At 66.4% G+C, this 22,200-nt stretch carries 23 protein-coding genes; 7 read left to right on the plus strand and 16 right to left on the minus strand.

Going from position 1 to position 22,200, the window contains the following annotated elements:
* Window positions 1-48: 48 nt before the first annotated feature.
* A complete protein-coding gene (locus tag HMPREF2716_RS22095) occupies window positions 49-486 on the minus strand; it encodes a hotdog fold domain-containing protein (protein WP_033863119.1) in 438 nt (145 codons plus the stop codon).
* Between the two features lie 122 nt (window positions 487-608).
* On the opposite strand from HMPREF2716_RS22095, the gene HMPREF2716_RS22100 reads away from it, so the two are divergent.
* Window positions 609-1,190 carry a TetR/AcrR family transcriptional regulator gene (locus tag HMPREF2716_RS22100; RefSeq protein ID WP_003098179.1) on the plus strand — a complete coding sequence of 194 codons (582 nt, stop codon included), beginning with the start codon at window positions 609-611 and terminating at the stop codon, window positions 1,188-1,190.
* 64 nt (window positions 1,191-1,254) lie between these two features.
* Here HMPREF2716_RS22100 and HMPREF2716_RS22105 read toward each other — a convergent pair whose 3' ends face one another.
* The 4 genes from HMPREF2716_RS22105 to HMPREF2716_RS22125 all read right to left on the minus strand — a co-directional run bounded on the left by HMPREF2716_RS22105 (window position 1,255) and on the right by HMPREF2716_RS22125 (window position 5,137).
* Window positions 1,255-1,752 carry a DUF934 domain-containing protein gene (locus HMPREF2716_RS22105; RefSeq protein ID WP_003088003.1) on the minus strand — a complete coding sequence of 166 codons (498 nt, stop codon included), beginning with the start codon at window positions 1,750-1,752 and terminating at the stop codon, window positions 1,255-1,257.
* Window positions 1,736-3,394 (minus strand): nitrite/sulfite reductase, encoded by a 1,659-nt coding sequence (locus HMPREF2716_RS22110; protein ID WP_003098180.1) that lies wholly within the window; start codon window positions 3,392-3,394, stop codon window positions 1,736-1,738. Before HMPREF2716_RS22110 ends, HMPREF2716_RS22105 begins: the two co-directional genes overlap by 17 nt.
* A gap of 410 nt (window positions 3,395-3,804) precedes the next feature.
* Window positions 3,805-4,032, minus strand: coding sequence for a DUF2970 domain-containing protein (locus HMPREF2716_RS22120; protein WP_003098182.1), 228 nt, complete (start codon window positions 4,030-4,032; stop codon window positions 3,805-3,807).
* A gap of 64 nt (window positions 4,033-4,096) precedes the next feature.
* Entirely contained in the window at window positions 4,097-5,137 is a 1,041-nt protein-coding gene (locus HMPREF2716_RS22125; protein ID WP_023518572.1) for an RNA methyltransferase, read from the minus strand.
* A 37-nt stretch (window positions 5,138-5,174) separates the two neighbouring features.
* Here HMPREF2716_RS22125 and HMPREF2716_RS22130 point away from each other — a divergent pair, with 37 nt between their 5' ends.
* Complete coding sequence (locus HMPREF2716_RS22130; protein WP_003122824.1) at window positions 5,175-5,537, plus strand: DUF1883 domain-containing protein; 363 nt, start codon at window positions 5,175-5,177, stop codon at window positions 5,535-5,537.
* Window positions 5,538-5,550: 13 nt separating this feature from the next.
* The gene (locus HMPREF2716_RS22135; protein WP_003122823.1) at window positions 5,551-6,048 is read left to right on the plus strand and encodes a prolyl-tRNA synthetase associated domain-containing protein; all 498 of its coding nucleotides are present in this window, start codon (window positions 5,551-5,553) and stop codon (window positions 6,046-6,048) included.
* A 51-nt stretch (window positions 6,049-6,099) separates the two neighbouring features.
* On the opposite strand, the gene HMPREF2716_RS22140 is transcribed toward HMPREF2716_RS22135, so the two are convergent.
* The 4 genes from HMPREF2716_RS22140 to tsi1 all read right to left on the minus strand — a co-directional run bounded on the left by HMPREF2716_RS22140 (window position 6,100) and on the right by tsi1 (window position 11,480).
* On the minus strand, window positions 6,100-6,462 hold the full coding sequence (locus HMPREF2716_RS22140) for a YggL 50S ribosome-binding family protein (RefSeq protein ID WP_003088023.1): 363 nt from the start codon (window positions 6,460-6,462) through the stop codon (window positions 6,100-6,102).
* Between the two features lie 14 nt (window positions 6,463-6,476).
* Entirely contained in the window at window positions 6,477-10,181 is a 3,705-nt protein-coding gene (metH, locus tag HMPREF2716_RS22145; RefSeq protein ID WP_003088025.1) for a methionine synthase, read from the minus strand.
* Window positions 10,182-10,455: 274 nt separating this feature from the next.
* The gene (tse1, locus tag HMPREF2716_RS22150; protein ID WP_003088027.1) at window positions 10,456-10,920 is read right to left on the minus strand and encodes a type VI secretion system effector peptidoglycanhydrolase Tse1; all 465 of its coding nucleotides are present in this window, start codon (window positions 10,918-10,920) and stop codon (window positions 10,456-10,458) included.
* A 41-nt stretch (window positions 10,921-10,961) separates the two neighbouring features.
* Window positions 10,962-11,480, minus strand: a complete 519-nt coding sequence (tsi1, locus tag HMPREF2716_RS22155) for a type IV secretion system immunity protein Tsi1 (RefSeq protein ID WP_070622005.1) — start codon at window positions 11,478-11,480, stop codon at window positions 10,962-10,964.
* Window positions 11,481-11,841: 361 nt separating this feature from the next.
* Here tsi1 and HMPREF2716_RS22160 point away from each other — a divergent pair, with 361 nt between their 5' ends.
* Together HMPREF2716_RS22160 and nfuA are read left to right on the plus strand one after the other, a co-directional pair.
* The gene (locus tag HMPREF2716_RS22160; protein ID WP_070622006.1) at window positions 11,842-14,130 is read left to right on the plus strand and encodes a fatty acid cis/trans isomerase; all 2,289 of its coding nucleotides are present in this window, start codon (window positions 11,842-11,844) and stop codon (window positions 14,128-14,130) included.
* 122 nt (window positions 14,131-14,252) lie between these two features.
* Window positions 14,253-14,837: a Fe-S biogenesis protein NfuA gene (nfuA, locus tag HMPREF2716_RS22165; protein ID WP_003088034.1), complete on the plus strand. Its 585-nt coding sequence runs from the start codon at window positions 14,253-14,255 to the stop codon at window positions 14,835-14,837.
* A 58-nt stretch (window positions 14,838-14,895) separates the two neighbouring features.
* Here the strand turns inward: nfuA and HMPREF2716_RS22170 are convergent, their stop codons facing one another.
* The 3 genes from HMPREF2716_RS22170 to HMPREF2716_RS22180 are packed head-to-tail and all read right to left on the minus strand — an operon-like array spanning window position 14,896 to window position 17,339.
* Window positions 14,896-16,065 (minus strand): MFS transporter, encoded by a 1,170-nt coding sequence (locus tag HMPREF2716_RS22170; protein ID WP_009876266.1) that lies wholly within the window; start codon window positions 16,063-16,065, stop codon window positions 14,896-14,898.
* A gap of 4 nt (window positions 16,066-16,069) precedes the next feature.
* Window positions 16,070-16,312, minus strand: coding sequence for a DUF1272 domain-containing protein (locus tag HMPREF2716_RS22175; protein WP_003113606.1), 243 nt, complete (start codon window positions 16,310-16,312; stop codon window positions 16,070-16,072).
* 22 nt (window positions 16,313-16,334) lie between these two features.
* Window positions 16,335-17,339: a GlxA family transcriptional regulator gene (locus tag HMPREF2716_RS22180; RefSeq protein WP_003113607.1), complete on the minus strand. Its 1,005-nt coding sequence runs from the start codon at window positions 17,337-17,339 to the stop codon at window positions 16,335-16,337.
* A gap of 249 nt (window positions 17,340-17,588) precedes the next feature.
* Here HMPREF2716_RS22180 and HMPREF2716_RS22185 point away from each other — a divergent pair, with 249 nt between their 5' ends.
* Window positions 17,589-18,794 (plus strand): GGDEF domain-containing protein, encoded by a 1,206-nt coding sequence (locus HMPREF2716_RS22185; RefSeq protein ID WP_003098203.1) that lies wholly within the window; start codon window positions 17,589-17,591, stop codon window positions 18,792-18,794.
* A 49-nt stretch (window positions 18,795-18,843) separates the two neighbouring features.
* On the opposite strand, the gene HMPREF2716_RS22190 is transcribed toward HMPREF2716_RS22185, so the two are convergent.
* Complete coding sequence (locus tag HMPREF2716_RS22190) at window positions 18,844-19,119, minus strand: hypothetical protein (protein WP_003098204.1); 276 nt, start codon at window positions 19,117-19,119, stop codon at window positions 18,844-18,846.
* A 284-nt stretch (window positions 19,120-19,403) separates the two neighbouring features.
* Between HMPREF2716_RS22190 and HMPREF2716_RS22195 the strand changes: the two genes are divergently transcribed.
* On the plus strand, window positions 19,404-20,267 hold the full coding sequence (locus tag HMPREF2716_RS22195) for a LysR family transcriptional regulator (RefSeq protein ID WP_023106629.1): 864 nt from the start codon (window positions 19,404-19,406) through the stop codon (window positions 20,265-20,267).
* On the opposite strand, the gene HMPREF2716_RS22200 is transcribed toward HMPREF2716_RS22195, so the two are convergent.
* The 3 genes from HMPREF2716_RS22200 to HMPREF2716_RS22210 all read right to left on the minus strand — a co-directional run.
* On the minus strand, window positions 20,255-21,412 hold the full coding sequence (locus HMPREF2716_RS22200; RefSeq protein ID WP_003088049.1) for a CBS domain-containing protein: 1,158 nt from the start codon (window positions 21,410-21,412) through the stop codon (window positions 20,255-20,257). The two genes, HMPREF2716_RS22195 and HMPREF2716_RS22200, sit on opposite strands and share 13 nt — an antisense overlap.
* 91 nt (window positions 21,413-21,503) lie before the next feature.
* Window positions 21,504-21,725, minus strand: coding sequence for a hypothetical protein (locus HMPREF2716_RS22205; RefSeq protein WP_023116472.1), 222 nt, complete (start codon window positions 21,723-21,725; stop codon window positions 21,504-21,506).
* A 2-nt stretch (window positions 21,726-21,727) separates the two neighbouring features.
* Window positions 21,728-22,200: cbb3-type cytochrome c oxidase subunit I (locus HMPREF2716_RS22210; protein WP_177343807.1), on the minus strand; the 473-nt coding region annotated here is incomplete at its 5' end.

Raw genomic sequence — 22,200 nt, forward strand, 5'->3', positions numbered from 1 at the left:
CCAGGGCGCCTCCAGCCGGCCGAAAGCACGGCCGGGGCGCCTTGGCGGTCAGGCCTGGCTGACGTACATGGTGATCTCGGCGCGGAATACCGGCTTGTCGTCGACATAGGCGACCACCGGCACCACCAGGTTGCCGGTGGCTTGCCAGTCGATCTGGCTGCCGTCGGCCACCGCGCGCACGTCGCCAGTGGCCTTGGCCAGGTACTCGACGGTCATGCCGCGTGGAATCCAGCGATGGCCGGCGGGAATCGAGGCGTCGGTCATGGTCCCGGCGGCCAGTTCGGCGGCATTGCACAGGGCGATGGCATGCACCGTGCCGATATGGTTCAGCACCTCGCGGCGCTTGGGGAAGGTGACTTCGGCATAGCCGGGACGCAGTTCGACTAACTGCGGGGCGATGCTGGCGAAATAGGGTGCGAACTGGCCGATCATGGCGCTGAACTGGGCCGGGCCGACCTGCTGGTACATCTGCATCATCTGACTCATGGAAAACTCCGGGCGTTTCAGGATTGAAGATGTGTGCGCACCGGGGCAGTATACGAAGGTTAGAAATTTATTCTAGAAAAATATTCTAGTCAGTGTTTCGACGATTAACGACAAGGACCGACATGGGCCGTTCTTCCCGCAAAGACGAGATTCTCCAGGCCGCCCTGGCCTGCTTCAGCGAGCATGGCGTAGACGCCACCACCATCGAGATGATCCGCGACCGTTCCGGAGCGAGCATCGGTAGCCTCTACCACCATTTCGGCAACAAGGAACGCATCCATGGCGAACTGTACCTGGCCGGGATCGGCCAGTACGCGGCGTTGCTCGAAGCCGGCTTCGCCAGGGCGCGTAGCGCCGAGGAAACGGTCAGGTTGCTGGTCACCAGCTACATCGACTGGGTCGTGGCGAATCCCGACTGGGCACGCTTCATCCTGCACAGCCGCGGGCGGGTGGAGGCGGGGGAGCTGGGCGAGCGCCTGCGGGCCGACAACCAGGCCCACTTCGCACGGATCCATGCGGCGCTGGCGGGATATCGGGCCGAGGGCCTGTTCCGCGAGATGCCGGACGACTGCTTTGCTTCGGTGGTGATCGGCCCGGCCCACGACCTTGCCCGCCAGTGGCTGGCCGGGCGAACCCGGGTGGCGTTGGCCGACTGTCGCGAACTGCTGGCGCAGGTGGCCTGGGACAGCGTGCGGGCGGCCTGAGGCGTCCGTGACCTCGGGAATGAAAAAGCCCCGCGGCTGCGGGGCTTTTTCGTCAGGGCGGGGGTCAGCCGCGGCGGCGGAACAGCGGTAGCGGCTGCTCCACCGAGGTCTGGTAGACCTCGCTGAAGTCGTCCAGGCTGGCCAGGGCGTCTTCCGGGCTGCGGTCGGCACGGATGGCATAGGCGTCGAAGCCGCAGCGGCGCATGAAGAACAACTGGTCGCGCAGCACGTCGCCGATCGCGCGGATCTCGCCCTTGTAGCCGTAGCGCTCGCGCAGCAGGCGCGCGCTGCTGAAGCCGCGGCCATCGGTAAAGGCGGGGAAGTTCACTGCGATCACCTGGAACCTGTCGAGGTCGCCGGCGATGCTTTCCGGCTCCTCGTCCGCGTCCAGCCAGACCCCCAGGCCGCCGTCGCGGCCGCGCAGGGCCGGGCCGTGCTCGAGCCACAGGGCCAGCGGGATGATCACGTCGTCGCTGTTGGGTACGCTTTCCAGGGTCGCGTCCTTGGGCAGCAAGTGCCAGCGGTCGTCGACCACCTGGCGGTCCTTAATGATTCGCTGCATATACGCGCTCCTTGAACGGGTCGATACCGATACGGCGGAAGGTGTCGATGAAGGGTTCTTCCTCGGTCCGGCGTTCCACGTAGACCTGGATGATCTTGTCGATCACGTCGGCCATCTGCTCCTGGGCGAAGGACGGGCCGAGGATCTGCCCGAGGCTGGCGTCGCGCGCCGAGCTGCCGCCGAGGGAGACCTGGTAGAACTCCGCGCCTTTCTTGTCGACCCCGAGGATGCCGATGTGGCCGACATGGTGATGGCCGCAGGCGTTCATGCAACCGGAGATGTTCAGGTCGATGTCGCCGATGTCGAATAGATAGTCGAGATTGTCGAAGCGGCGCTGGATGGCTTCGGCGATCGGGATCGACTTGGCGTTGGCCAGGGAGCAGAAGTCGCCGCCGGGGCAGCAGATGATGTCGGTCAGCAGGCCGACGTTGGGGGTGGCGAAGCCCAGTTCGCGCAGTTCGCCCCAGAGGGCGAAGAGTTCGCCCTGCTCGACGTCGGCGAGAATGATGTTCTGGTTATGGCTGTTGCGCACCTCGCCGAAGCTGTAGCGGTCGGCGAGATCGGCGATGGCCTCCAGCTGTTTGTCGGTGACGTCTCCCGGCGCGGTGCCGGTGGGCTTCAGCGAGAGCGTCACGGCGACGTAGCCGGGCTTCTTGTGGGCGAAGGTGTTGCGTGCGCGCCAGCGGGCGAAGCCGGGGTGCTCCGCGTCGAGCCGGGCGAGGGACTCGTCGAGGTCGTCGAGGGCCTTGTAGGCCGGATCGACGAAATGCGCGGCGACGCGCTGGACTTCCGCCTCGGTGAGGGTGCTCGGTCCGTCCTTGAGGTTGGCCCATTCGGCCTCGACGCGCTCGGCGAAGACTTCCGGGGTCAGCGCCTTGACCAGGATCTTGATCCGCGCCTTGTACTTGTTGTCGCGCCGGCCATAGCGGTTGTAGACGCGCAGGATGGCATCCAGGTAGCCGAGCAGGTGCTGCCAGGGCAGGAATTCATTGATGAAGCTGCCGACGATGGGGGTTCGGCCCAGGCCGCCGCCGACCGAGACGCGGAAGCCGAGCTCGCCGGCCTCGTTCTTCACCGCCTCCAGGCCGATGTCGTGCACTTCGATGGCGGCACGGTCGCTCACCGCGCCGTTCACCGCGATCTTGAACTTGCGCGGCAGGTGGGCGAACTCGGGGTGGAAGGTCGACCATTGGCGGATGATCTCGCACCAGGGGCGCGGGTCCACCAGCTCGTCGCGGGCGACGCCGGCGAACTGGTCGGTGGTGGTGTTGCGGATGCAGTTGCCGCTGGTCTGAATCGCGTGCATCTGCACGGTGGCCAGCTCGGCGAGGATTTCCGGCACGTCTTCCAGCTCCGGCCAGTTGAACTGCACGTTCTGCCGGGTGCTGATGTGGGCGTAGCCCTTGTCGTAGTCGCGGGCGATCTGCGCCAGCTTGCGCAGTTGGCGCGAGGAGAGCAGGCCATAGGGAACGGCGATGCGCAGCATCGGGGCATAGCGCTGGATATAGAGACCGTTCTGCAGGCGCAGCGGGCGGAACTCCTCACCGGTCAATTCACCCGCCAGGTAACGGCGGGTCTGGTCGCGGAACTGCTTGACGCGGTCCTCGACGATCCGTTGGTCGTACTCGTCGTATACGTACATGAATATTCCTGCTGTCAGGCTATGCGGCTTACTGCGTTAACCAGCGCGCACGGCTACGCGCTCCACGCGGAGTGGGCGCACGATACCAGTTCATATTTATGCGTAAAAGTGATGTTTGAGTATATGGTAAGAACCAAAAAGACTAAGTCGCCAGGCAAGCATAACCGCTTCGCAACGGCGCCTTTCTTGAGCGATGGGCGGCGCTGGTCTTAACTGGAGAGTGCCTTTCGATGTCTTCGTCCCGATACCCACAAGAAACAGGGGGAGTCATGAGCGAGCCGAGCAAAACCCAGGAAAACCGCGACAGCGTGGTCGACGCCCGCGCGGCCTTCGTCCTGATCCTGCTGGTGGTGGCTACCGCGGTGTTCTGGGTCAGCCACCAGTGAAAGCCCGCCTCGGCGGCGCAGAGGTCACAGGCCGCTGAGGCTCAGCACCAGTTTCACGATCCCGGCCAGCAACAGCACGAACACCAGGGTGAAGAGCAGGCCCAGCATGATGAAGTGCACGGGCTTGCCGTGGGTGAAGTCGCGGGCGCGGTTTCGCCCGCTCTGTACGCCGAAGGCGGCAGCCATCACGCTATGCAGCATCTGCCAGAAGGTCGGCGGCTTCTGGTTCGGTTCTTCCGTCTCGATACCCATCGGTGGTCCTCCCTTTTCCATACCTGCCCTGAGAGTCTAGACCCTTGGCGGGAGGAGGGTGGCTTCAGGCCTGGCGGGCGGGGATGCGCCGTTCCACCGTGCCCTGCGTGGCCCTGGCGCGCAGTTGCCCGCAGCCGCCGTCGATGTCCTGGCCGGCCGAGTTGCGCACCTTGGTCAGCACGCCGCGGCTGTGCAGGTAGCGCACCAGCTCGACGATCCGCTCCCCGCTCGGGCGCCGGTAGGCGTCGCCGTCCATGCTGTTGTAGGGGATCAGGTTCATCACCGCGAAGCGGCCCTTGAGCAGGCGCAGGATGCCGTCCATTTCCTCCAGGCTGTCGTTGATCCCTTCGAGCAGGGTCCATTGGTACTGGATCGGATAGTCGACCCGGCGGGCGTAGGCCTCGCCGGCTTCCACCAGTTCTTCCGGGCTCAGCGGCGGCGCCTTGGGCAACAGTTGCCGGCGCAGTTCGGCGCGGGTGCTGTGCAGGGACAGGGCGAGGGCGGGCTTCACCCGTTGCCGGGGCAGGCGCTCGAACACGCGGGGATCGCCGACGGTGGAGAACACCAGGTTCTTGTGGCCGATGCCGCCATCGGTGCCGAGCAGGTCGATGGCTTCGAGGACGTTGTCGAGGTTGTGCGCCGGCTCGCCCATGCCCATGAACACCACTTTCTTCACCGCTCGCCGACGGCGCGCCAGGACCACCTGGGCGACCATCTCCAGGCTGCCGACCTGGCGCAGCAGGCCGCTGCGGCCGGTCATGCAGAACACGCAGCCGACCGCGCAGCCGACCTGGGTCGAGACGCACAGCCCACCGCGCGGCAGCAGCACGCTTTCCACCATCTGCCGGTCGGCCAGTTCCACCAGCAGGCGCGACGAGCCGTCGCTCGCCGGATGCTCGCTGTGCAGGCGGGCGATGCCTTCCAGTTCCGCTGCTACCTGGGGCAGACCATGGCGTACGCCCAGCGGCAGGAAGTCCTCGGCCGGCTGGCGGGCGGTGCAGGCATCGAGGGCGCGGCCCTGCAGCCAGGCGCGGACGATCCTCCCGCAATGCAGGGGCTTGGCGCCGAGATCGGCGAGGCGCTGGTGGAGGTCTTGGCTACGCATGGGGCGCGCATCCTACCATTGCCCGTCATGAGGCGGTATGGCCGGCGCCGACGTGCTATCGTTGCGCTCCGCTCCACCGCAGCAACGGAACCGTTCCATGAAATTCGTCCACCAGCGCGAACACCTCAACGAAGACGACATCGTGGTCATCGAGTGCTCGCAGCAATGCAATATCCGCCTGATGAACGACGCCAATTTCCGCAGTTTCAAGAATGGCGGGCGGCATAGCTACCATGGCGGCGCCTTCGACCGCTTCCCGGCGAAGATCAAGGTGCCCAGCACCGGGTTCTGGAACATCACCATCGATACCGTGACCCGGCGCCCGATCAGCGTGACGCGCAAGCCGAACTTCAAGTGGTCGATCAAGTTCGTGCGCCGTTCCGGTTCGCAGTTCACCTGAGGGCGCGCGTCCCATGAGTGCGAAAATGGACGAGCAGGCGCTTCTGGCGTTGCTCCGCGAGCTGGCCATCGACAGCCAGCGGGTCGAGCATCCCGCGATCGCCTCCATCGAGGAATATTACGCGCAGGGCATCGAATTGCCCGACCAGGGCATCAAGAACCTGTTCCTGCGCAACCGCAAGGGTACTCGCCACTACCTGGTGCTGCTCGACGAGCGCAAGGAGGCCGACCTGCCGGGCATCGCCGAACAGATCGGCGAAAGCCGCCTGTCGTTCGCCTCGGTCGAGCGCCTGCGCGAATACCTCGGCGTCGAACTGGGCTGCGTGACGCCTTTCGCGCTGGTCAACGATCCGCAGCACAGGGTCGAGGTGTTGCTCGACGATGCCATCCGCCAGGACCAGTTGCTCGGTTTCCACCCGTTGGTGAATACCGCCACCGAGTGCATCCGCTACGCAGACCTGCTGGCTTTCCTCGCCCACACGGGGCATGAACCGCGCCTGATCCGGGTGTAGGTCGCAGCTTCGCGCCTGCCGGCGCCAGGCCAGGTCATGCCGGCGCCGGTTTCACTCGAAGAAGTTGTGCCAGCAGTCGCTCAACGGGCCGACCTCGAAGGTCTTGCACCAGGGTTGGGCTTCCAGCCACAGGCGGGCGCTTTCCCGGTCCGCCTCGTCCAGGCTGCCGACCCGCGCCAGGCACAGGTAGCCGCTGATCTCCGCCTGTTCCGGCGAGCCGCCACCGCCGAACACCCAGCCCTGGGCCTCGACGAAGTCGATCAGATGGTCCAACGCATCGTCGTAGGAGAGGGCGCTACGGTCGTAGGTCAGTTCGAAGCTGAAACCGAACTCCTGGAACTCGCCCAGGCGCAGTTTCTTGCGCAGGCGGCGCTTGCGCGGTTTTTCCATCTGCTCGGGAGTGAGGAATTTCATCGTCGCCTTCCTGGTCAGTCGTCGTAGCCAAGGTTCGGCGCTAGCCAGCGCTCGCTGACGCTGGCTTCCTGGCCCTTGCGCTGGCTGTAGCGTTCCACCTGGTCCTTGTCGATCTTGCCGACCGCGAAGTACTGCGCCTGCGGGTGGGCGAAATACCAACCGCTGACCGCCGCGGCCGGGAACATCGCGTAGTGCTCGGTCAGGCTGACGCCGGACAGGCCCTGCGGATCGAGCAGTTCGAACAGGGTGCCTTTCTCGGTATGGTCGGGGCAGGCCGGGTAGCCCGGTGCCGGGCGGATGCCGACGTATTGCTCCTTGATCAAGGCCTCGTTGTCGAGGTGCTCGTCGCGGGCGTAGCCCCAGTACTCCTTGCGCACCCGCTCGTGCAGCCACTCGGCGCAGGCTTCGGCGAGGCGGTCGGCGAGCGCCTTGACCATGATGCTGTTGTAGTCGTCGCCCTTGGCTTCGTACGCCTTGGCCACTTCCTCGGCGCCGATCCCGGCGGTGGTGATGAAGCCGCCGATGTAGTCGCGCACGCCGCTTTCCTTCGGCGCGACGAAATCGGCCAGCGACAGGTTCGGCTTGCCGTCCGGCTTGATCGTCTGCTGGCGCAGGTGGTGCAGGGTGGCGAGGGTCTCGCCGTCGGCGCCGTAGACCTCCAGGTCGTCGTGCTCGACCTGGTTGGCCGGCCAGAAGCCGAACACCGCGCGGGCCTTGATCAGCTTCTCGTCGATCAGCTTCTTCAGCATCGCCTGGGCGTCGTTGAACAACGAGGTGGCGGCCTCGCCGACCACCTCGTCGGTGAGGATGCGCGGGTACTTGCCGGCCAGGTCCCAGGAAATGAAGAACGGCGTCCAGTCGATGTACTCGGCGAGCACCGCGAGGTCGATCTCGTCGAGCACCCTGACGCCGGTGAAGGAAGGCGTCGGCGCCTGGTAGCCGGCCCAGTCGAACGCCGGCTTGTTGGCGATCGCCTGTTCGTAGCTCAGCCGCTCGGTGCGGGCGCTGCGGTTGGCCGTGCGTTCGCGGACCACCGCGTAGTCGGCGCGGGTGCGGGCCACGTAGTCGGCCTTCAGCTCCTTGGACAGCAGGCTGGTGGCCACGCCTACCGCGCGCGAGGCGTCGGTGACGTAGACCACCGCGTCGTTGCTGTACTGCGGATCGATCTTCACCGCGGTATGCGCCTTCGAGGTAGTGGCGCCGCCGATCATCAGCGGCAACTGGAAATTCTGCCGCTGCATTTCCTTGGCGACGTGGACCATCTCGTCCAGCGACGGCGTGATCAGGCCAGACAGGCCGATGATGTCGCATTTCTCGGCGATGGCGGTCTGCAGGATCTTCTCCGCCGGCACCATCACGCCGAGGTCGACCACGTCATAGCCGTTGCAGCCGAGCACCACGCCGACGATGTTCTTGCCGATGTCGTGCACGTCGCCCTTCACCGTGGCCATCAGGATCTTGCCCTTGGCTTCCGGCTTGTCGCCTTTCTCCGCCTCGATGAAGGGAATCAGGTGGGCCACCGCCTGCTTCATCACTCGCGCGGACTTGACCACCTGCGGGAGGAACATCTTGCCGGCGCCGAACAGGTCGCCGACCACGTTCATCCCGGACATCAGCGGACCTTCGATGACCTCGATGGGACGCGCACACTGCTGGCGGCATTCCTCGGTGTCCTCGACGATCCAGGTGGTGATGCCCTTGACCAGCGCATGCTCGAGGCGCTTCTCGACACTGTAGCTGCGCCATTCCTCGTCCTCGGCCTCCTTGACCGCGCCGCCGCCCTTGTAGTCGTCGGCGATCGCCAGCAGGGCCTCGGTGGCCTCGGGCGTGCGGTTGAGCACCACGTCCTCGACCCGGTCGCGCAGCGCTTTCGGAATCTCGTCGTAGATTTCCAGCTGGCCGGCGTTGACGATGCCCATGGTCAGGCCGTTGCGGATCGCGTAGTAGAGGAACACCGAGTGGATCGCCTCGCGTACCGGGTTGTTGCCGCGGAACGAGAAGGACACGTTGGACACCCCGCCCGAGCTCAGGGCGTAGGGCAGGTGGTCGCGGATGTAGGCGCAGGCGTTGATGAAATCGACCGCGTAGTTGTTGTGTTCCTCGATGCCGGTGGCGATGGCGAAGATGTTCGCATCGAAGATGATGTCTTCCGGTGGGAAGCCGACTTCGTCGACCAGGATGTCGTAGGAGCGCTTGCAGATTTCTTCCTTGCGCGCCTGGGTGTCGGCCTGGCCGTCCTCGTCGAAGGCCATCACCACCACCGCGGCGCCGTAGCGCTTGCACAGGCGGGCATGGTGCTTGAAGGCCTCGACGCCTTCCTTCATCGAGATCGAGTTGACGATGCCCTTGCCCTGGATGCACTTCAGGCCGGCCTCGATCACTTCCCACTTGGAGGAGTCGATCATGATCGGCACGCGCGAGATGTCGGGCTCGGAGGCGATCAGGTTGAGGAAGGTGACCATGGCCGCCTTCGAGTCCAGCATGCCTTCGTCCATGTTGATGTCGATCACCTGGGCGCCGGCTTCCACCTGCTGCTGGGCGACCTCGAGAGCTTCCGCGTAGTTTTCCTCGCGGATCAGCCGGGCGAACTTGGCCGAACCGGTGATGTTGGTGCGCTCGCCGACGTTGACGAACAGCGAGCTGCGGTCGATGGTGAACGGCTCCAGGCCGGACAGGCGACAGGCCCGGGGAATCTCCGGGATGGCCCGCGGCGGGTACTTGGCCACTGCCTTGGCGATCGCCTCGATGTGCGCCGGGGTGGTGCCGCAGCAGCCGCCGACGATATTGAGGAAGCCGGCGGCGGCGAATTCCTCGACCACCACGGCCATTTCCGCCGGCGATTCGTCGTATTCGCCGAAGGCGTTCGGCAGGCCGGCGTTGGGGTGGGCCGAGACATGAGTGTCGGCCTTGGTCGACAGTTCCTCGATGTACGGCCGCAATTCCTTGGCGCCGAGGGCGCAGTTCAGGCCTACCGAGATCGGCCGGGCATGCCGCACCGAGTTCCAGAAGGCCTCGGTGGTCTGGCCCGACAGGGTGCGGCCGGAGGCGTCGGTGATGGTTCCGGAGATCATGATCGGCAGCTCCACGCCGAGTTCCTCGAACACGCCCTGGACGGCGAAGATCGCCGCCTTGGCGTTGAGGGTGTCGAAGATGGTCTCGATCAGGATCAGGTCGGCGCCGCCTTCGATCAGGCCGCGGGTCGCCTCGACGTAGTTCTCCACCAGTTCGTCGAAGGTGACGTTGCGGTAGCCGGGGTTGTTCACGTCCGGGGAAATCGAGCAGGTGCGGCTGGTCGGGCCGAGCACGCCGGCGACGAAACGCGGCTTGTCCGGGGTCTCGGCGGTCTTCGCGTCCGCCACCTGGCGGGCCAGGCGCGCCCCTTCGACGTTGAGTTCGTAGGCCAGCGACTGCATGCCGTAGTCGGCCTGGGACACCTGGGTGGCGTTGAAGGTGTTGGTCTCGAGGATGTCGGCGCCGGCGTCGAGGTAGGCCTTCTCGATGGCCTGGATCACGTCCGGGCGGCTCAGCAGCAAGAGGTCGTTGTTGCCTTTCACGTCGCTCGGCCAGTCGGCGAAGCGCTCGCCGCGGTAGTCGGCCTCTTCCAGCTTGTAGCTCTGGATCATGGTGCCCATGCCGCCATCGAGGATCAGGATACGTTCCCTGAGGGCGTGCTGGAGGGCTTGCAGGCGGGCGCTGCGATCGGTGAGCGGGCTGGACATGGATGGACCTGGCGTCAGTGGGCGGAAAGGTGAAAAGCATAACAAAGGCAGGGGCTTTCCGGCCGGGGGTGGTCGGACCATGAATTTCATTCAAGTTGAAGGATGTTCATTCGCGGGCCGGAAAAATCCCTGGCGCCGTTTTGTCGCAGTATACGGGCGGAATGCGGAGGTCGGAGTGCGCAGGCAGGCGGCGAAGGGACGGGCGAGTGGAGTCGGGATGCTCGTGGGGAATCGTGCTGCGAATGAGTCTGGCTCATTCGCAGCACGGCCTGAATCAACTGGCCCTGGGCAGGCTGCAACTGGCCAGGGAGTAGACGTAGTAGTTGAGGCGGTCGCGGTCGGTGCGATTCCACACCTGGCCGACCGACTTCAGGCCCTGGCTCTGGCCGACCGCGCCGGCGATGCTGCCGCACCAGCACATCGGGTACTTCTGCCGATACAGCGGACCGCTGATGACCACCGCGACGTGCCCGTAGGTGCGGCCCTTCAGGCCGGCGATCACCAGGAAGCCCTGGGCCGCCTTCTGCGCGGCCTCGGCGCCGGAGGCGAGCTTGGTCCAGCTCTGCTCCAGGCCGTCGACCATGGCGTTGGCGTTGCCGCGGGGCATCGGTACGCCCAGCTCGGCGGCCACCGACTGGACGAAGCCGGAACAGTTGTCCTTGTTCGGGGTGCCGGCCAGGTAGCTCTTGTCCCAGCTGTTCTTGCAGGCGTTGACGATGCATTGATCGAGACTGTCCATGTATCACCTATGCGTGTCGATAAGGGGCGCTCCGGCCCGGATCATTTCTTTGCGGTCTGGCAGAACGGCGCGAGGGAACGCGTCACGATCTTCGCGCAGCTGTCGACGGATTCGCCCGAGCATTTCTCTCCCAGGCGCAGCCCGTCCTTGTCCACCGCCCAGCGCTGGCCGGAGATGTCCTCGCGGTGCACCACCTTGCAGGTGGCGCTGTCGTAGGACACCAGCTCGGCGCTGGAGCCGCTGAATTCATGCATCAGCACGCGCCGGCCGTCCTGGCTCAGGAACACGCCGCCGCGCGACCAGATGCCGCCGTCCTCTATGCGGCAATCGTTGCCGCTGTCGCGGTCGGCCAGGTAGACCGGCGGTTCGGGAAAGGCATCGGGGTTGTCGTCGTTGGGATCCTCGTTGCGGAACATCACGCGGACGTGCTCGTCCTCGCCGCCAAACATGTTCGGCGAGCCGAACTGGGGCACGATTTCCAGCTGGGTGAAAGTACAGTCCGCCGCCTGGGCCGAAAGGCTCAGGAAGAGAGCGGCGAAGCTGCCGGCGAGCAGTTTCATGGGGCGGGTTCTCCGTTGGGCCGCCAGGGCGGCGAAAGGATGGACCAGGCCGCGCCGGGCGCGAACAGAAGCGCCGCCTGACGACAGCAGGCGGAAAGCGGCGAAGAGGGGACGTGGGGCGCACGCGAACCGGCGCGGATGGGGCGCGGCGAGTCGAAACATATCCCTGTTTCCTCGAAGTCATCGTCCTTGATCGCCAGGGCGGGCCTGGGAGCCCGGCTAGCATACGTGGCGGCCGAAGCCGGTGGAATGCTGGCGAAATGGCGGCTCATGCCCGGGGCGCGTTCGCCCGTCGTTGTGAAAGTGCGGCGCAGAGAGGCGGGTTTGCTAGAATCGCCCGTCGCCGAGTGAGGAGTGGTTCATGTTGCCAAGACCGTTGGTTGGGTTGGCCTTCGTTTTGTCGTCTTTTATCCAGTCTGTTTCCGCTGCTGAAATTTCCTATAGCCGTGACGTCCAGCCGATCTTTACCGCCAAGTGCGTCGCCTGCCACGCCTGCTACGATTCGCCCCGCCAGCTCAACCTGAGCAGCGCCGAGGGCGCGCAGCGCGGCGCCAACCAACTGCCGGTCTACGACGGCACGCGGACCAAGGCGCAGGAAACCACCCGCCTGTACCTCGATGCGCACGGTGCCGACGCCTGGCGGCGCAAGGACTTCTGGTCGGTGCTCGAACCGCAGGACGGCCAGGCCGCACTGATGGCGCGGATGCTCGAGCTTGGCCACAGCCAGCCGTTGCAGCCGAATGCGAAGATCCCCGAAGGCCTGGACATTTCGATCAACCGCGCCAACCAGTGCCCGACGCCGGCCAGCATCGATGCGTTCATCCGCAAGAACCCAGGTTCCGGCATGCCTTTCGCGGTGGCCGGGCTGAGCGACGACGAATACGCCACCTTGCAGAAGTGGCTGGCCGCGGGCGCCCCGGTCGACCAGCAGCCGTTGCGGCCGACCGCCGCCGAGGCGCGCCAGGTGGCCAGCTGGGAGCGTTTCCTCAACCAGCCTGGGGCCAAGCAGAGCCTGGTCTCGCGCTGGCTCTACGAGCACCTGTTCCTGGCGCACCTGTATTTCCCGGAGCAGGGCGCGCCCGGCCACTTCTTCCAGCTGGTGCGTTCGCGCACGCCCAGCGGCCAGCCGATCGACCCGATCCCGACCCGGCGTCCCAACGACGATCCGGGCAACAGCTTCTATTACCGCCTCTGGCCGATCCAGGGCGTGATCGTACACAAGACGCACATCACCTATCCGCTGACGGCGAAGAAGCTGGAACGCGTCCAGGAGCTGTTCTTCGGCACCCAGTGGAACACCGACAAGGTTCCCGGCTACGGCGTGCAGAGCCGTGCCAACCCGTTCGCCACCTTCGCCGCGATCCCGCCACGGGCGCGCTACCAGTTCATGCTGGACAACGCCGAATACTTCACCCGTACCTTCATCCGCGGGCCGGTGTGCCGTGGACAGATCGCCACCGACGTGATCCGCGACAACTTCTGGGTGGTATTCCAGGACCCCGAGCAGGACCTGTTCGTCACCGACGCCAACTTCCGCGCGCAGAGCGAGCCGCTGCTGGCCTTGCCGGGGCAGATCGACGAGCTGAAGAACCTGCTCGGCCTGTGGAGCGCCTACCGGGACAAGCGCAACGAGTACGAAGACCTGCGCCAGGACGTCTACGCCGACGCGCCGCCGCCGACCTGGAACACGCTCTGGCACGGCAACGACAACGCCCTGCTGAGCATCTTCCGCCAGTTCGACAGCGCCTCGGTGCGCAAGGGCCTGCTTGGCGAGGTACCGCAGACCCTGTGGCTGATGGACTATCCGCTGTTCGAGCGAACCTACTACGGGCTGGTGGTGAACTTCGATGTCTTCGGCAACGTCTCGCACCAGGCGCAGACGCGGCTGTACTTCGACCTGATCCGCAACGGCGCCGAGCAGAACTTCCTCCGCCTGATGCCGGTCGACGCGCGCCAGCCGTTGCTCGACGACTGGTACCAGAACAGCGGCAAGCTGAAGATGTGGATGGACTACCAGGCCTTCGACGACGACACGCCGAGCGCGCTGGGATTGCCGGAGAAGCAGCCGAAGAAGGCCTTCGCCGAAGAACTGCTGCGTCGCTACGGCGACCTCAATGCGCGTCCCGACCCGATCAACCGCTGCCTGGACGGCAACTGCTATCGACCGGGCATCGACCGCGAACTGCAGGACGCCGAGCAGGCCTTCAGTCGCCTGGTGAGCCGGCCGGCGGCCGGCCTCAAGGTCATCGAGCGCTTCCCCGAGGCGACCATGCTGCGGATACGTACGTCCAGCGGCAAGCGCGAGGTCTATACCGTGCTGCGCAACCGCGCGCACAGCAATGTCGCCTTCATGCTCGGCGAGTCGCTGCGCTACCAGCCGGGCCTGGACACCCTGACGATCTACCCGGGCGTGCTGTCCAGCTACCCGAACTTCATGTTCGATCTGCCGGCGACGGATGCCGAGGCCTTCGTCGGCGCCCTGGAGGCGGCGAAGAGCGGCGAGGACTTCGACAAGGTGGTCGAACGCTGGGGCGTGCGCCGCAGCAATCCGCAGTTCTGGAGCTACTTCCACGATCTCGAGGCGTACATCCGCGAAACCGAGCCGGTCGAGGCGGGCGCACTGGACATGAACCGCTACGAGAACCTCTGAGTCTCGCGACCCGCTCCACAAGGGGCGGGTCGGTTATCGCGAATTATTCCTACTAATTTACTAGGGCTTTATCCGCAAGTACCGATTGGCGTAAACTGTCGGCATATTTGCGAGGAGTTGCCATGAGCGCCATCACCATTACCGAAGCTGCCCAAGCGTATCTGGCCGAGTTGCTGGAGAAGCAGAGCACCCCGGGTATCGGCATTCGTATCTTCATCACCCAGCCGGGTACCCAGTACGCGGAAACCTGCATCGCCTACTGCAAGCCGGGCGAGGAAAAGGTCGAGGACACCGCCATCGCCCTGAAGGACTTCACTGCCTGGATCGATGCGGTCAGCGAGCCCTTCCTCGAAGATGCGGTGGTGGACTACGCCACCGACCGCATGGGCGGCCAGTTGACCATCAAGGCGCCGAACGCCAAGGTGCCGATGGTCAACGAGGACAGCCCGATCACCGAACGCATCAACTACTACCTGCAGACCGAGATCAATCCCGGGCTGGCCAGCCACGGCGGACAGGTGAGCCTGGTCGACGTGGTCGAGGACAACATCGCCGTGTTGCGTTTCGGCGGCGGTTGCCAGGGCTGCGGGATGGTCGACATGACCCTCAAGGATGGCGTCGAGAAGACCCTGATCGAGCGTATTCCCGAACTGAAGGGCGTGCGTGACGTGACCGACCACAGCAACAAGGAGAACGCCTACTACTGAGGCGTTTCCGTAAGGCAGAAGAGGCGACCGCAAGGTCGCCTTTTTCGTTGCCGGCGTTTCAGCGCGACAGCGTCCGCGTTCGTCGTACCGGCCAGAGCAGTGCCAGCGCCACCAGCAGCGCCGGCCAGACCAGCAGGTTCACCGCGTTCCAGCCAAGGCTGGTGATCAGGGCGCCGGAGCCGAACGACATCAGCGCCGCCACCAGGCTGTTGCCTTGCTCCATCAATCCTTGCGCGGCGCCGCGCTCGCTTTCGGCGTGGCCCTCGCCGAGCAGGGTGGTGCCGGCGATGAGCATCAGGTTCCAGCCGCTGCCCAGGGCCAGCGAACTGAGCAGGAAATGCGTGACCGACTGCCCGTCCAGGGCGATGCCGGCACTTGCGGCGAGCAGGAACGCGCCGAGCAGGGCGACGCGACGGTTGCCGATGCGGTCGACCAGCGGTCCGGCGAAGAACGCCGGAAGGAACATTCCCAGCACGTGCCATTGGATGACCCGACTCGACTGTTCCAGCGGCAGGCCGCAGAAGCTCATGGCCAGCGGCGTGGCGTTCATGATCAGGATCATCAACCCGTGTCCGGCCGCGGTGCAGGCGATGGCCGCGCGGACCACCGGCCGCCGCAACAGGCCGCCTATGTCGCGCCAGGCGAGTCGTGCCGGGCGTGGCGCCTGGCCTTCGCGGAGCAGGGCCATCAGCAGCAGGCCGGCGAGGGCCAGCACGGCGATCAGCAGATAGGCGCCGACGAAGGGCTGGGCCAGCGCGTTGCGTGACCACAGCGCCAGGCTCGGCGCCAGCAGCGCGGCGAGTACTCCGCCGGCGAGCACGTAGGCGCTGGCGCGGCCTTTCCGCCCGGCATCCACCGCCTCCAGCGCGGCGAACCGGTAGTACATGGCCGAGGCCTGGTAGACCCCGATGCCCAGCGCGCCGAGACAGAACCAGAGGAAATCGCCAGTCCAGACACCGGCGGCGCAGACCAGGCCGCCGAGCACGCCGCCGCCGGCGCCGAGCATCAGCCCGGGACGTCGGCCGTGGCGCTGCATGAAGTGCGACAACGGCTGCACCGCCAGCAGGTTGCCCAGCACCAGCAGGGCCAGGGGCAGGGTGGCCAGGCTGTTCAACGGCGCCAGCTGGACGCCGACCAGGGCGGTCAGGGTTATGCCGATCAGCGAGCAGGACCAGTACAGGGCCTGGCCGCAGAACAGCAGGAGCAGGGTCGGGTTGCGTAGCAGCATGGCGTCACTCCGGACAACCGCCGGGCCTGACGACGCGTCGGCTGGAGGCGGGGTGACGGGCTAGCGCATCCCGCGGACGCCTTGGCCGGGCCAGCAGTTCGCCGCCGCAGTTCGGGCACTGGCCGCCCAGGCGGACCGTCGCGCAGTCGCGGCAGAAGGTGCACTCGAAGGTGCAGATCAGCGCGTCGCCGCTGTCGCCGGGCAGGTCGCGGTCGCAGCACTCGCAGTTGGGGCGCAGTTCCAGCATGGGAAGGTCCTCGGTGGGAGCGTCAGGCCAGCATGCCGAAGCGTTCGGCGTATTCCTGGGGGCTGACCGAAAGATGCTTGTGGAACGTCCGCCGGAGGTTTTCCGGATGGCCGAAGCCGCACAGCCGGGACACCGTGGCGATCGACGCCTGGGCGTCCTGCAGCAGGGCGCGCGCGGCCTCCAGGCGAACCCGCTCGACGTAGCGACCGGGCGCCACGCCCAGTTCCTGGAGAAATACCCGGGACAGCGTACGCGGGCTCATGCAGGCCTGGTCGGCGAGGGCTTCCAGGGACAGGTCGCCGGCGAGGTTGGCGGGAATCCACTCCAGCAGCGCGGCCAGGCGCGGGGTGCGGCTCGGTTCCGGGGTCAGCCAGGCGCTGAACTGGGCCTGGCCGCCAGGACGCTTGAGGAACATCACCAGGCGTCGCGCGACGCTGAGCGCCAGGCTGCGGCCGAGGTCGGCCTCGACCAGCGCCAGGGCCAGGTCGATTCCCGCCGTGACGCCGGCCGAGGTGAAGATGTGGGCGTCGCCGTCGCGGCACCGCGGGTCGTAGGTGTGCAGGCGGTCGCCTTGCACATGGACGCCGGGAAACCCCTGGCGCAGCGTCGCCACGTCGGCCCAGTGGGTGGTCGCCGGGCGCCCGTCGAGAACCCCGGCGGCGGCCAGGATCAGCGCTCCCGAACACACCGAGCCGAGCCGCCGTATGCACGGTTCGGCGGCTTTCAGCCAGGCGAGCAGGTCGGCGTTGCGGGTCTGCGCCTCGACACCGAGGCCGCCGGGCACCAACAGGGTGTCCAGGCTTTCCGGCGGACAGTCGCGCCAGGCGAGGTCGGCGCAGATGCGGATGCCCGCGGAACTGGGCACCGCTTCGCTACGCTCGCCGAGCACCTGTATCCGGTAGAAAGGCGGCAGGCCCTGGCGCTGGCGTTCGACGTTGGCCGAGGCGAATACCTGCAGCGGTCCGGTCACGTCCAGGCTCATCACGTCGGGATAGATCAGGCAGGCAATCAGGCGCGGTTCGGGCATGGCACAACCTCATGGCGATGGCGGCAGTCTGGCGTCCTTCGGGCCTGGCCGCAATGCCAGTCGGCCCACGGATCTTGCCATTCGCTCGCCCGGGGCGTCCCGCTGCGCCGATGGTTGGTATCGCCTCGGCACGCCGCATGCCCTATTGTCTGGTAACGGGTGATGGCTTTTTGACTCATCGCTGCAGAGGCGCCAGGGTATTGTCGTCCAGGCCTGTTTCAGCGTTCGGTCCGAGGTAGGGGAGTCAGCATGCTTGCACGCGACAGCCTGGTACAGGCTGGTCTGCCGGATAATCCGTATGCGCGCCAGTTGCGCAACGGCTTTCGTTGGTTGCGGTTCGAAAAGGAGCTGGAAAACGAGTTTCGCGAGTTTCTCAGCTGGAACTCGCTGATGCAGCGGCGCGCTGCCATCGGGGTGGCGTTCCTGATCTGGGCGCTGTTCATCGTGGCCGACTGGATGATGGTGGACATCCGCCTGCACCCCAGCCTGTTCGAGCAACTGCTGGGCGTGCGCCTGGGAATGATCGGCCTGCTGCTGGTGGTCTGGCCGGCGGCCTTCCTGCCCAGCCTGCGCAAGGTCGGCGATGCCATCGCGCCCTACTGCCTGCTGCTGATCAACCTGGCGGTGCTGGCCTGCGACGTGCTGTTCGAGTGGCATGGGGTGCCGCGCTTCACCCAACTGGGCGCGACCCTGGGTATCCTCGCGGTGTTCTTCCCGCTCGGCCTGGCGTTCTGGGCCTGCGTGCGCCTGGCGTTGCTGTGCCTGGCCCTGAACCTGGCGGTATTCCTGCTTTTCGGCGGCGAAGAGAACCTGCGTACCAACCTGCTGAATACGCTCTACAACGGCCTGGTGGTGCTGATCTGTTCGTTCGCCCTGTACCTGCAGGACTACGCCCAGCGCGAGCAGTTCCTCGGCCGGCGGCTGCTGGGCATGATGGCCGAACAGGACAGCCTCACCGGCCTGGTCAACCGACGCTACTACGAGCTGCTCGCCCAGCGGGCCCTGGAGCAGGGCGCCCGCGAAGAAAAGGGAGTGGCGCTGATCCTGGTGGATGTCGACGACTTCAAGGCCTACAACGACCACTACGGGCATCCGGCCGGCGATGCCGCCCTGCGCCAGCTTGGCGTCGTGCTCCGGCAGGGCGCGCGGCGGCCGCTGGATATCGCCGCGCGCCTGGGCGGGGAGGAGTTCGCCGTGTTGCTCTACGACAGCGAGGAGGGCAACACCCTGGCCATCGCCGAGCGCCTGCGGCAGGCGGTGGAGGCGCTGGGCATCGAGCACCTGGGCTCCAGCGCCGGCCCCTGCCTGACCATCAGCCTGGGGGTGGCCTATTCGACCTCCGGCATGGGCCTGGACGCGCTCTATCGCGAGGCCGACCGCGCGCTCTACGAGGCCAAGGATGCAGGGCGCAACGCGGTGCGCGTGGCGTTCCGGCAGCACGACCGCCTCGAATAGAGGAAACGAAAAAAGGCGCCCGTGGGCGCCTTTCGTCGTATGGAACGGCTCAGCCTTGGCTGGGCATACTCCAGTCCTGCAGGTTGTAGCCGTTGTGGCTGAGTTCTTCGCGTGCCTGTTGCAGCAGGCCGGCAAGCTGCTCCGGATCGGAGTAGGCGGAGCTCGGAATGCGTGCACGGCCCAGCAGGCGGGTGCCAGTGCGATCGACTACGGACAGGCTCAGGCCGCCGTCACTGCCTAGCTCGGACCAGGCAACGCACTGGTATGGCTGGAAGGCGCGCCCGGTGATCAGCAAAGCCTCGTTGAAACGGAGCGTAGCGTTCATGGGAGTCGGTCTCTCTCGTTCATGTCTGTGTGGAACATGGGTGGCGCTTCCCGGCTCCACCGTGTTCGGTCACGCTAACTGATGCTTTCGAAAGCGAAAAAGTCACGGCGTGGCGCGTTTGTGCAACAGGTTGTCGCTTTTTCGAAGGGTTTTAGCGTGCCGAAGCGGCTAGGCGCGGTGTTTTGTCGCAGAACTCCAGGAGGGCGGCCAGGCCGCCTTGCGCTCGCCGCCCGCGCCTGCACAGCCTAGAATGGCGGCCCACCTGTGGCAGCGGACCGCTTCGCATGGATATCGACCTCGCCCGTACCTTCCTGGAGATCGCCCGCAGCGGTAGCTTCGTCGCTGCCGCGGAACGCCTGCACCTGACCCAGACCGCCGTCACCGCGCGCATCCAGAACCTCGAAGGGCAACTCGGCTGCCGGCTGTTCGTGCGCAACCGCGCGGGCGCGCGCCTGACCGCCGACGGCGAGCACTTCCTCGGCTACGCCAGCCAACTGGTGCAGACCTGGGATGCGGCGCGACGCGACCTGCCGCTGCCGGACGGCTTCCGCAACCTGCTCAACCTCGGCGGCGAGGTCAGCCTGTGCAATCCGCTGCTGCTCAACTGGATGCGGCGCCTGCGCGAGGCGATTCCCGGCCACGCCGTGCGGGTCGAGATCGGCCAGGGCGCCGACCTGCTCAAGCAACTGGAGCAGGGCGCGCTGGACGCCGCGCTGGTCTACCAGCCGGAATACTGGCCAGGGCTGCAGGTCGAGCAGTTGCTGGAGGAAAAGCTGGTGATGGTGCGTTCCGTGATATCCGCGGAGCCCTATCTGTATGTCGACTGGGGCCCGGATTTCCGCAGCCAGCATGATGCCGCGCTGCCGGACCGGGCCAAGGCCGCGCTGGCCTGCAACCTCGGGCCGCTGGCCCTGCAGTACATCATGCAGAACGGCGGTAGCGGCTATTTCCGTACCCGGGTGGTGAGCAGCTACCTGGATGGCGGCACCCTGCAACGGGTCGAGCAGGCGCCGGAGTTCGCCTACCCGACCTACCTGGTGTACTCCCGCGAGCGCCTGTCGCCGACCCTGCGCCATGCGTTCCAGTTGCTGCGCGAAGTGGTCCGCGAGGACAGCGACTGGTCGCAGCGCTGGGACTACGTGATCTGATCGGCCTGGCCCAGGTGCTGCAGCCAGTTGCGGTAGAGCGCGGCGATCAGGTCGGTCTGGCTGACGATGCCGACCAGGTAGCCGGCTTCGTTGAGCACCGGCAGGCAGTGCAGGCCTTCGTCGGATAGCAGCGAGACCAGCTCGACGGCGTGGGTGTCGGCCTGTACGCAGACCACCGGGGTGGTCATGATCGTCTTCAGCTTGGTCCCGCGCAGGAAGCGCAGGCGCTTGAACGGGCTGCCGTCGGGGCGGAAGTGCTTGAGCAGGTCGCTCTGGGTGACGATGCCGGCCAGCCGCCGATGCTCGTCGAGCACCGGCAGGGCCTTCAGGCGGTGTTCCTGCAACTGCTTCCAGGCGTCGTCGATGAAGGTCTCGGTGCTGGCGGTCTGCACGTCGCGGGACATGATCCGTGCCGCGGTCAGCTCGCCCATGCGCCGGCGCAAGGCGTAGCGCTCGGTGTGGTGGATCAGTCGCTCGAGGTCGTCGCGGGTGATGTCGACGTATTCGCCGAAGTCCTGCAGCGCCTGGTCCAGGTCCCGGGCGGAGAAGTCCGTCCGCGCGCTCGGCGCCAGGTCGCGGGTGCCATGGAGATTGGCCCGCGGCGGCTGGTAGGGCCGCGGGTAGGGAGAGCGCATCAGGTTGTTGTAGAGCAGCGCGCAGCCGATCAGCACCAGGGTGGAGAGCAGGATCGGCCAGACCACGTCGATGCCGAGTTCGCTCAGGGACGGGTTGAGGGCCACGCTCAGGGCCAGCGCGCAGCTCGGCGGATGCAGGCAGCGCAGGGCGAACATCAGCAGCATGCCGAGGGCCATGCCGACCAGGGCCGGGGCCAGTTCGTGCCCGAACCAGTAGGCGCTGAGGCCGCCGGCCAGGGCGGCGACCAGGTTGCCGCCGAGCATCGACCAGGGTTGCGCCAGGGGGCTGGAGGCGAGGGCGAACAGTAGTACGGCGGATGCGCCGAGCGGCGCTGCCAGGCGCAGCGCCAGTTCGCTGCCGAACAACGCCTGGCAGGCGAATACCGCGGCGAGCGCGCCGATGCAGGCACCGAGTCCGGCGCGCAGGCAGTCGCGCGGTCGAGCGTTCAGGGTCAGGGGGCGGAAGCCTTTCAGCCAGGTGCGTACGGCGGTGCTGGGGGAGTCGTTCATGGAACTCTTCGAAGCGAAAGAAAGGGGCCGTTGCCGGCCCCGCAAGGCACTTTCGTGCTGGAGGCATCCATCCCTGGATGATGGAGTCGGTTCAGGCGAGGAACGGCGGGCCGGCGGCCTCGCGGGATTCCTCGAGGGGGCGGACCACCTGCCGGCAGATCTTGCCGGTATCCCGGGCGACCCGGCGGGCGGCCTCGGGATCGTCGGCGAACGGCAGCAGGGCGGCCTGCTCGCGTTCCTCGCGGGTACTGCCGGCGAGGCTGAGCGCGATGCCGAGCACCAGGGTGGGGAGGCACAGCAGGGACAACAGCATGTTCAGGCCCCCTGGCCGGCCGCCAGGACCGGCTGCCGCTGCTCCTGCGCGCTGCGCAGGGTCCGCCAGGTGTTGTAGGCCATCAGCAGCATGCCGCTGGCGAAGGTGGCGCCGCCGAGCAGGCGCACCACGTAGCCCGGATGGCTGGCCACCAGCGCCTCGACGAACGAGTAGGTGAGCGTGCCGTCCTCGTTGATCGCCCGCCACATCAGGCCCTGGGTGATGCCGTTGACCCACATCGAGGCGATGTACAGCACGGTGCCGATGGTGGCCAGCCAGAAGTGCGCGTTGATCAGGCCGACGCTGTGCATCCGCTCGCGGCCCCAGAGTTTCGGGATCATGTGGTAGAGCGTGCCGATGGAGATCATCGCCACCCAGCCGAGGGCGCCGGCGTGGACATGGCCGATGGTCCAGTCGGTGTAGTGGGACAGCGAGTTGACCGTCTTGATCGCCATCATCGGGCCTTCGAAGGTGG

Origin of the sequence: Pseudomonas sp. HMSC076A11 (assembly GCF_001810205.1) — a bacterium.
Lineage (GTDB): Bacteria > Pseudomonadota > Gammaproteobacteria > Pseudomonadales > Pseudomonadaceae > Pseudomonas > Pseudomonas aeruginosa.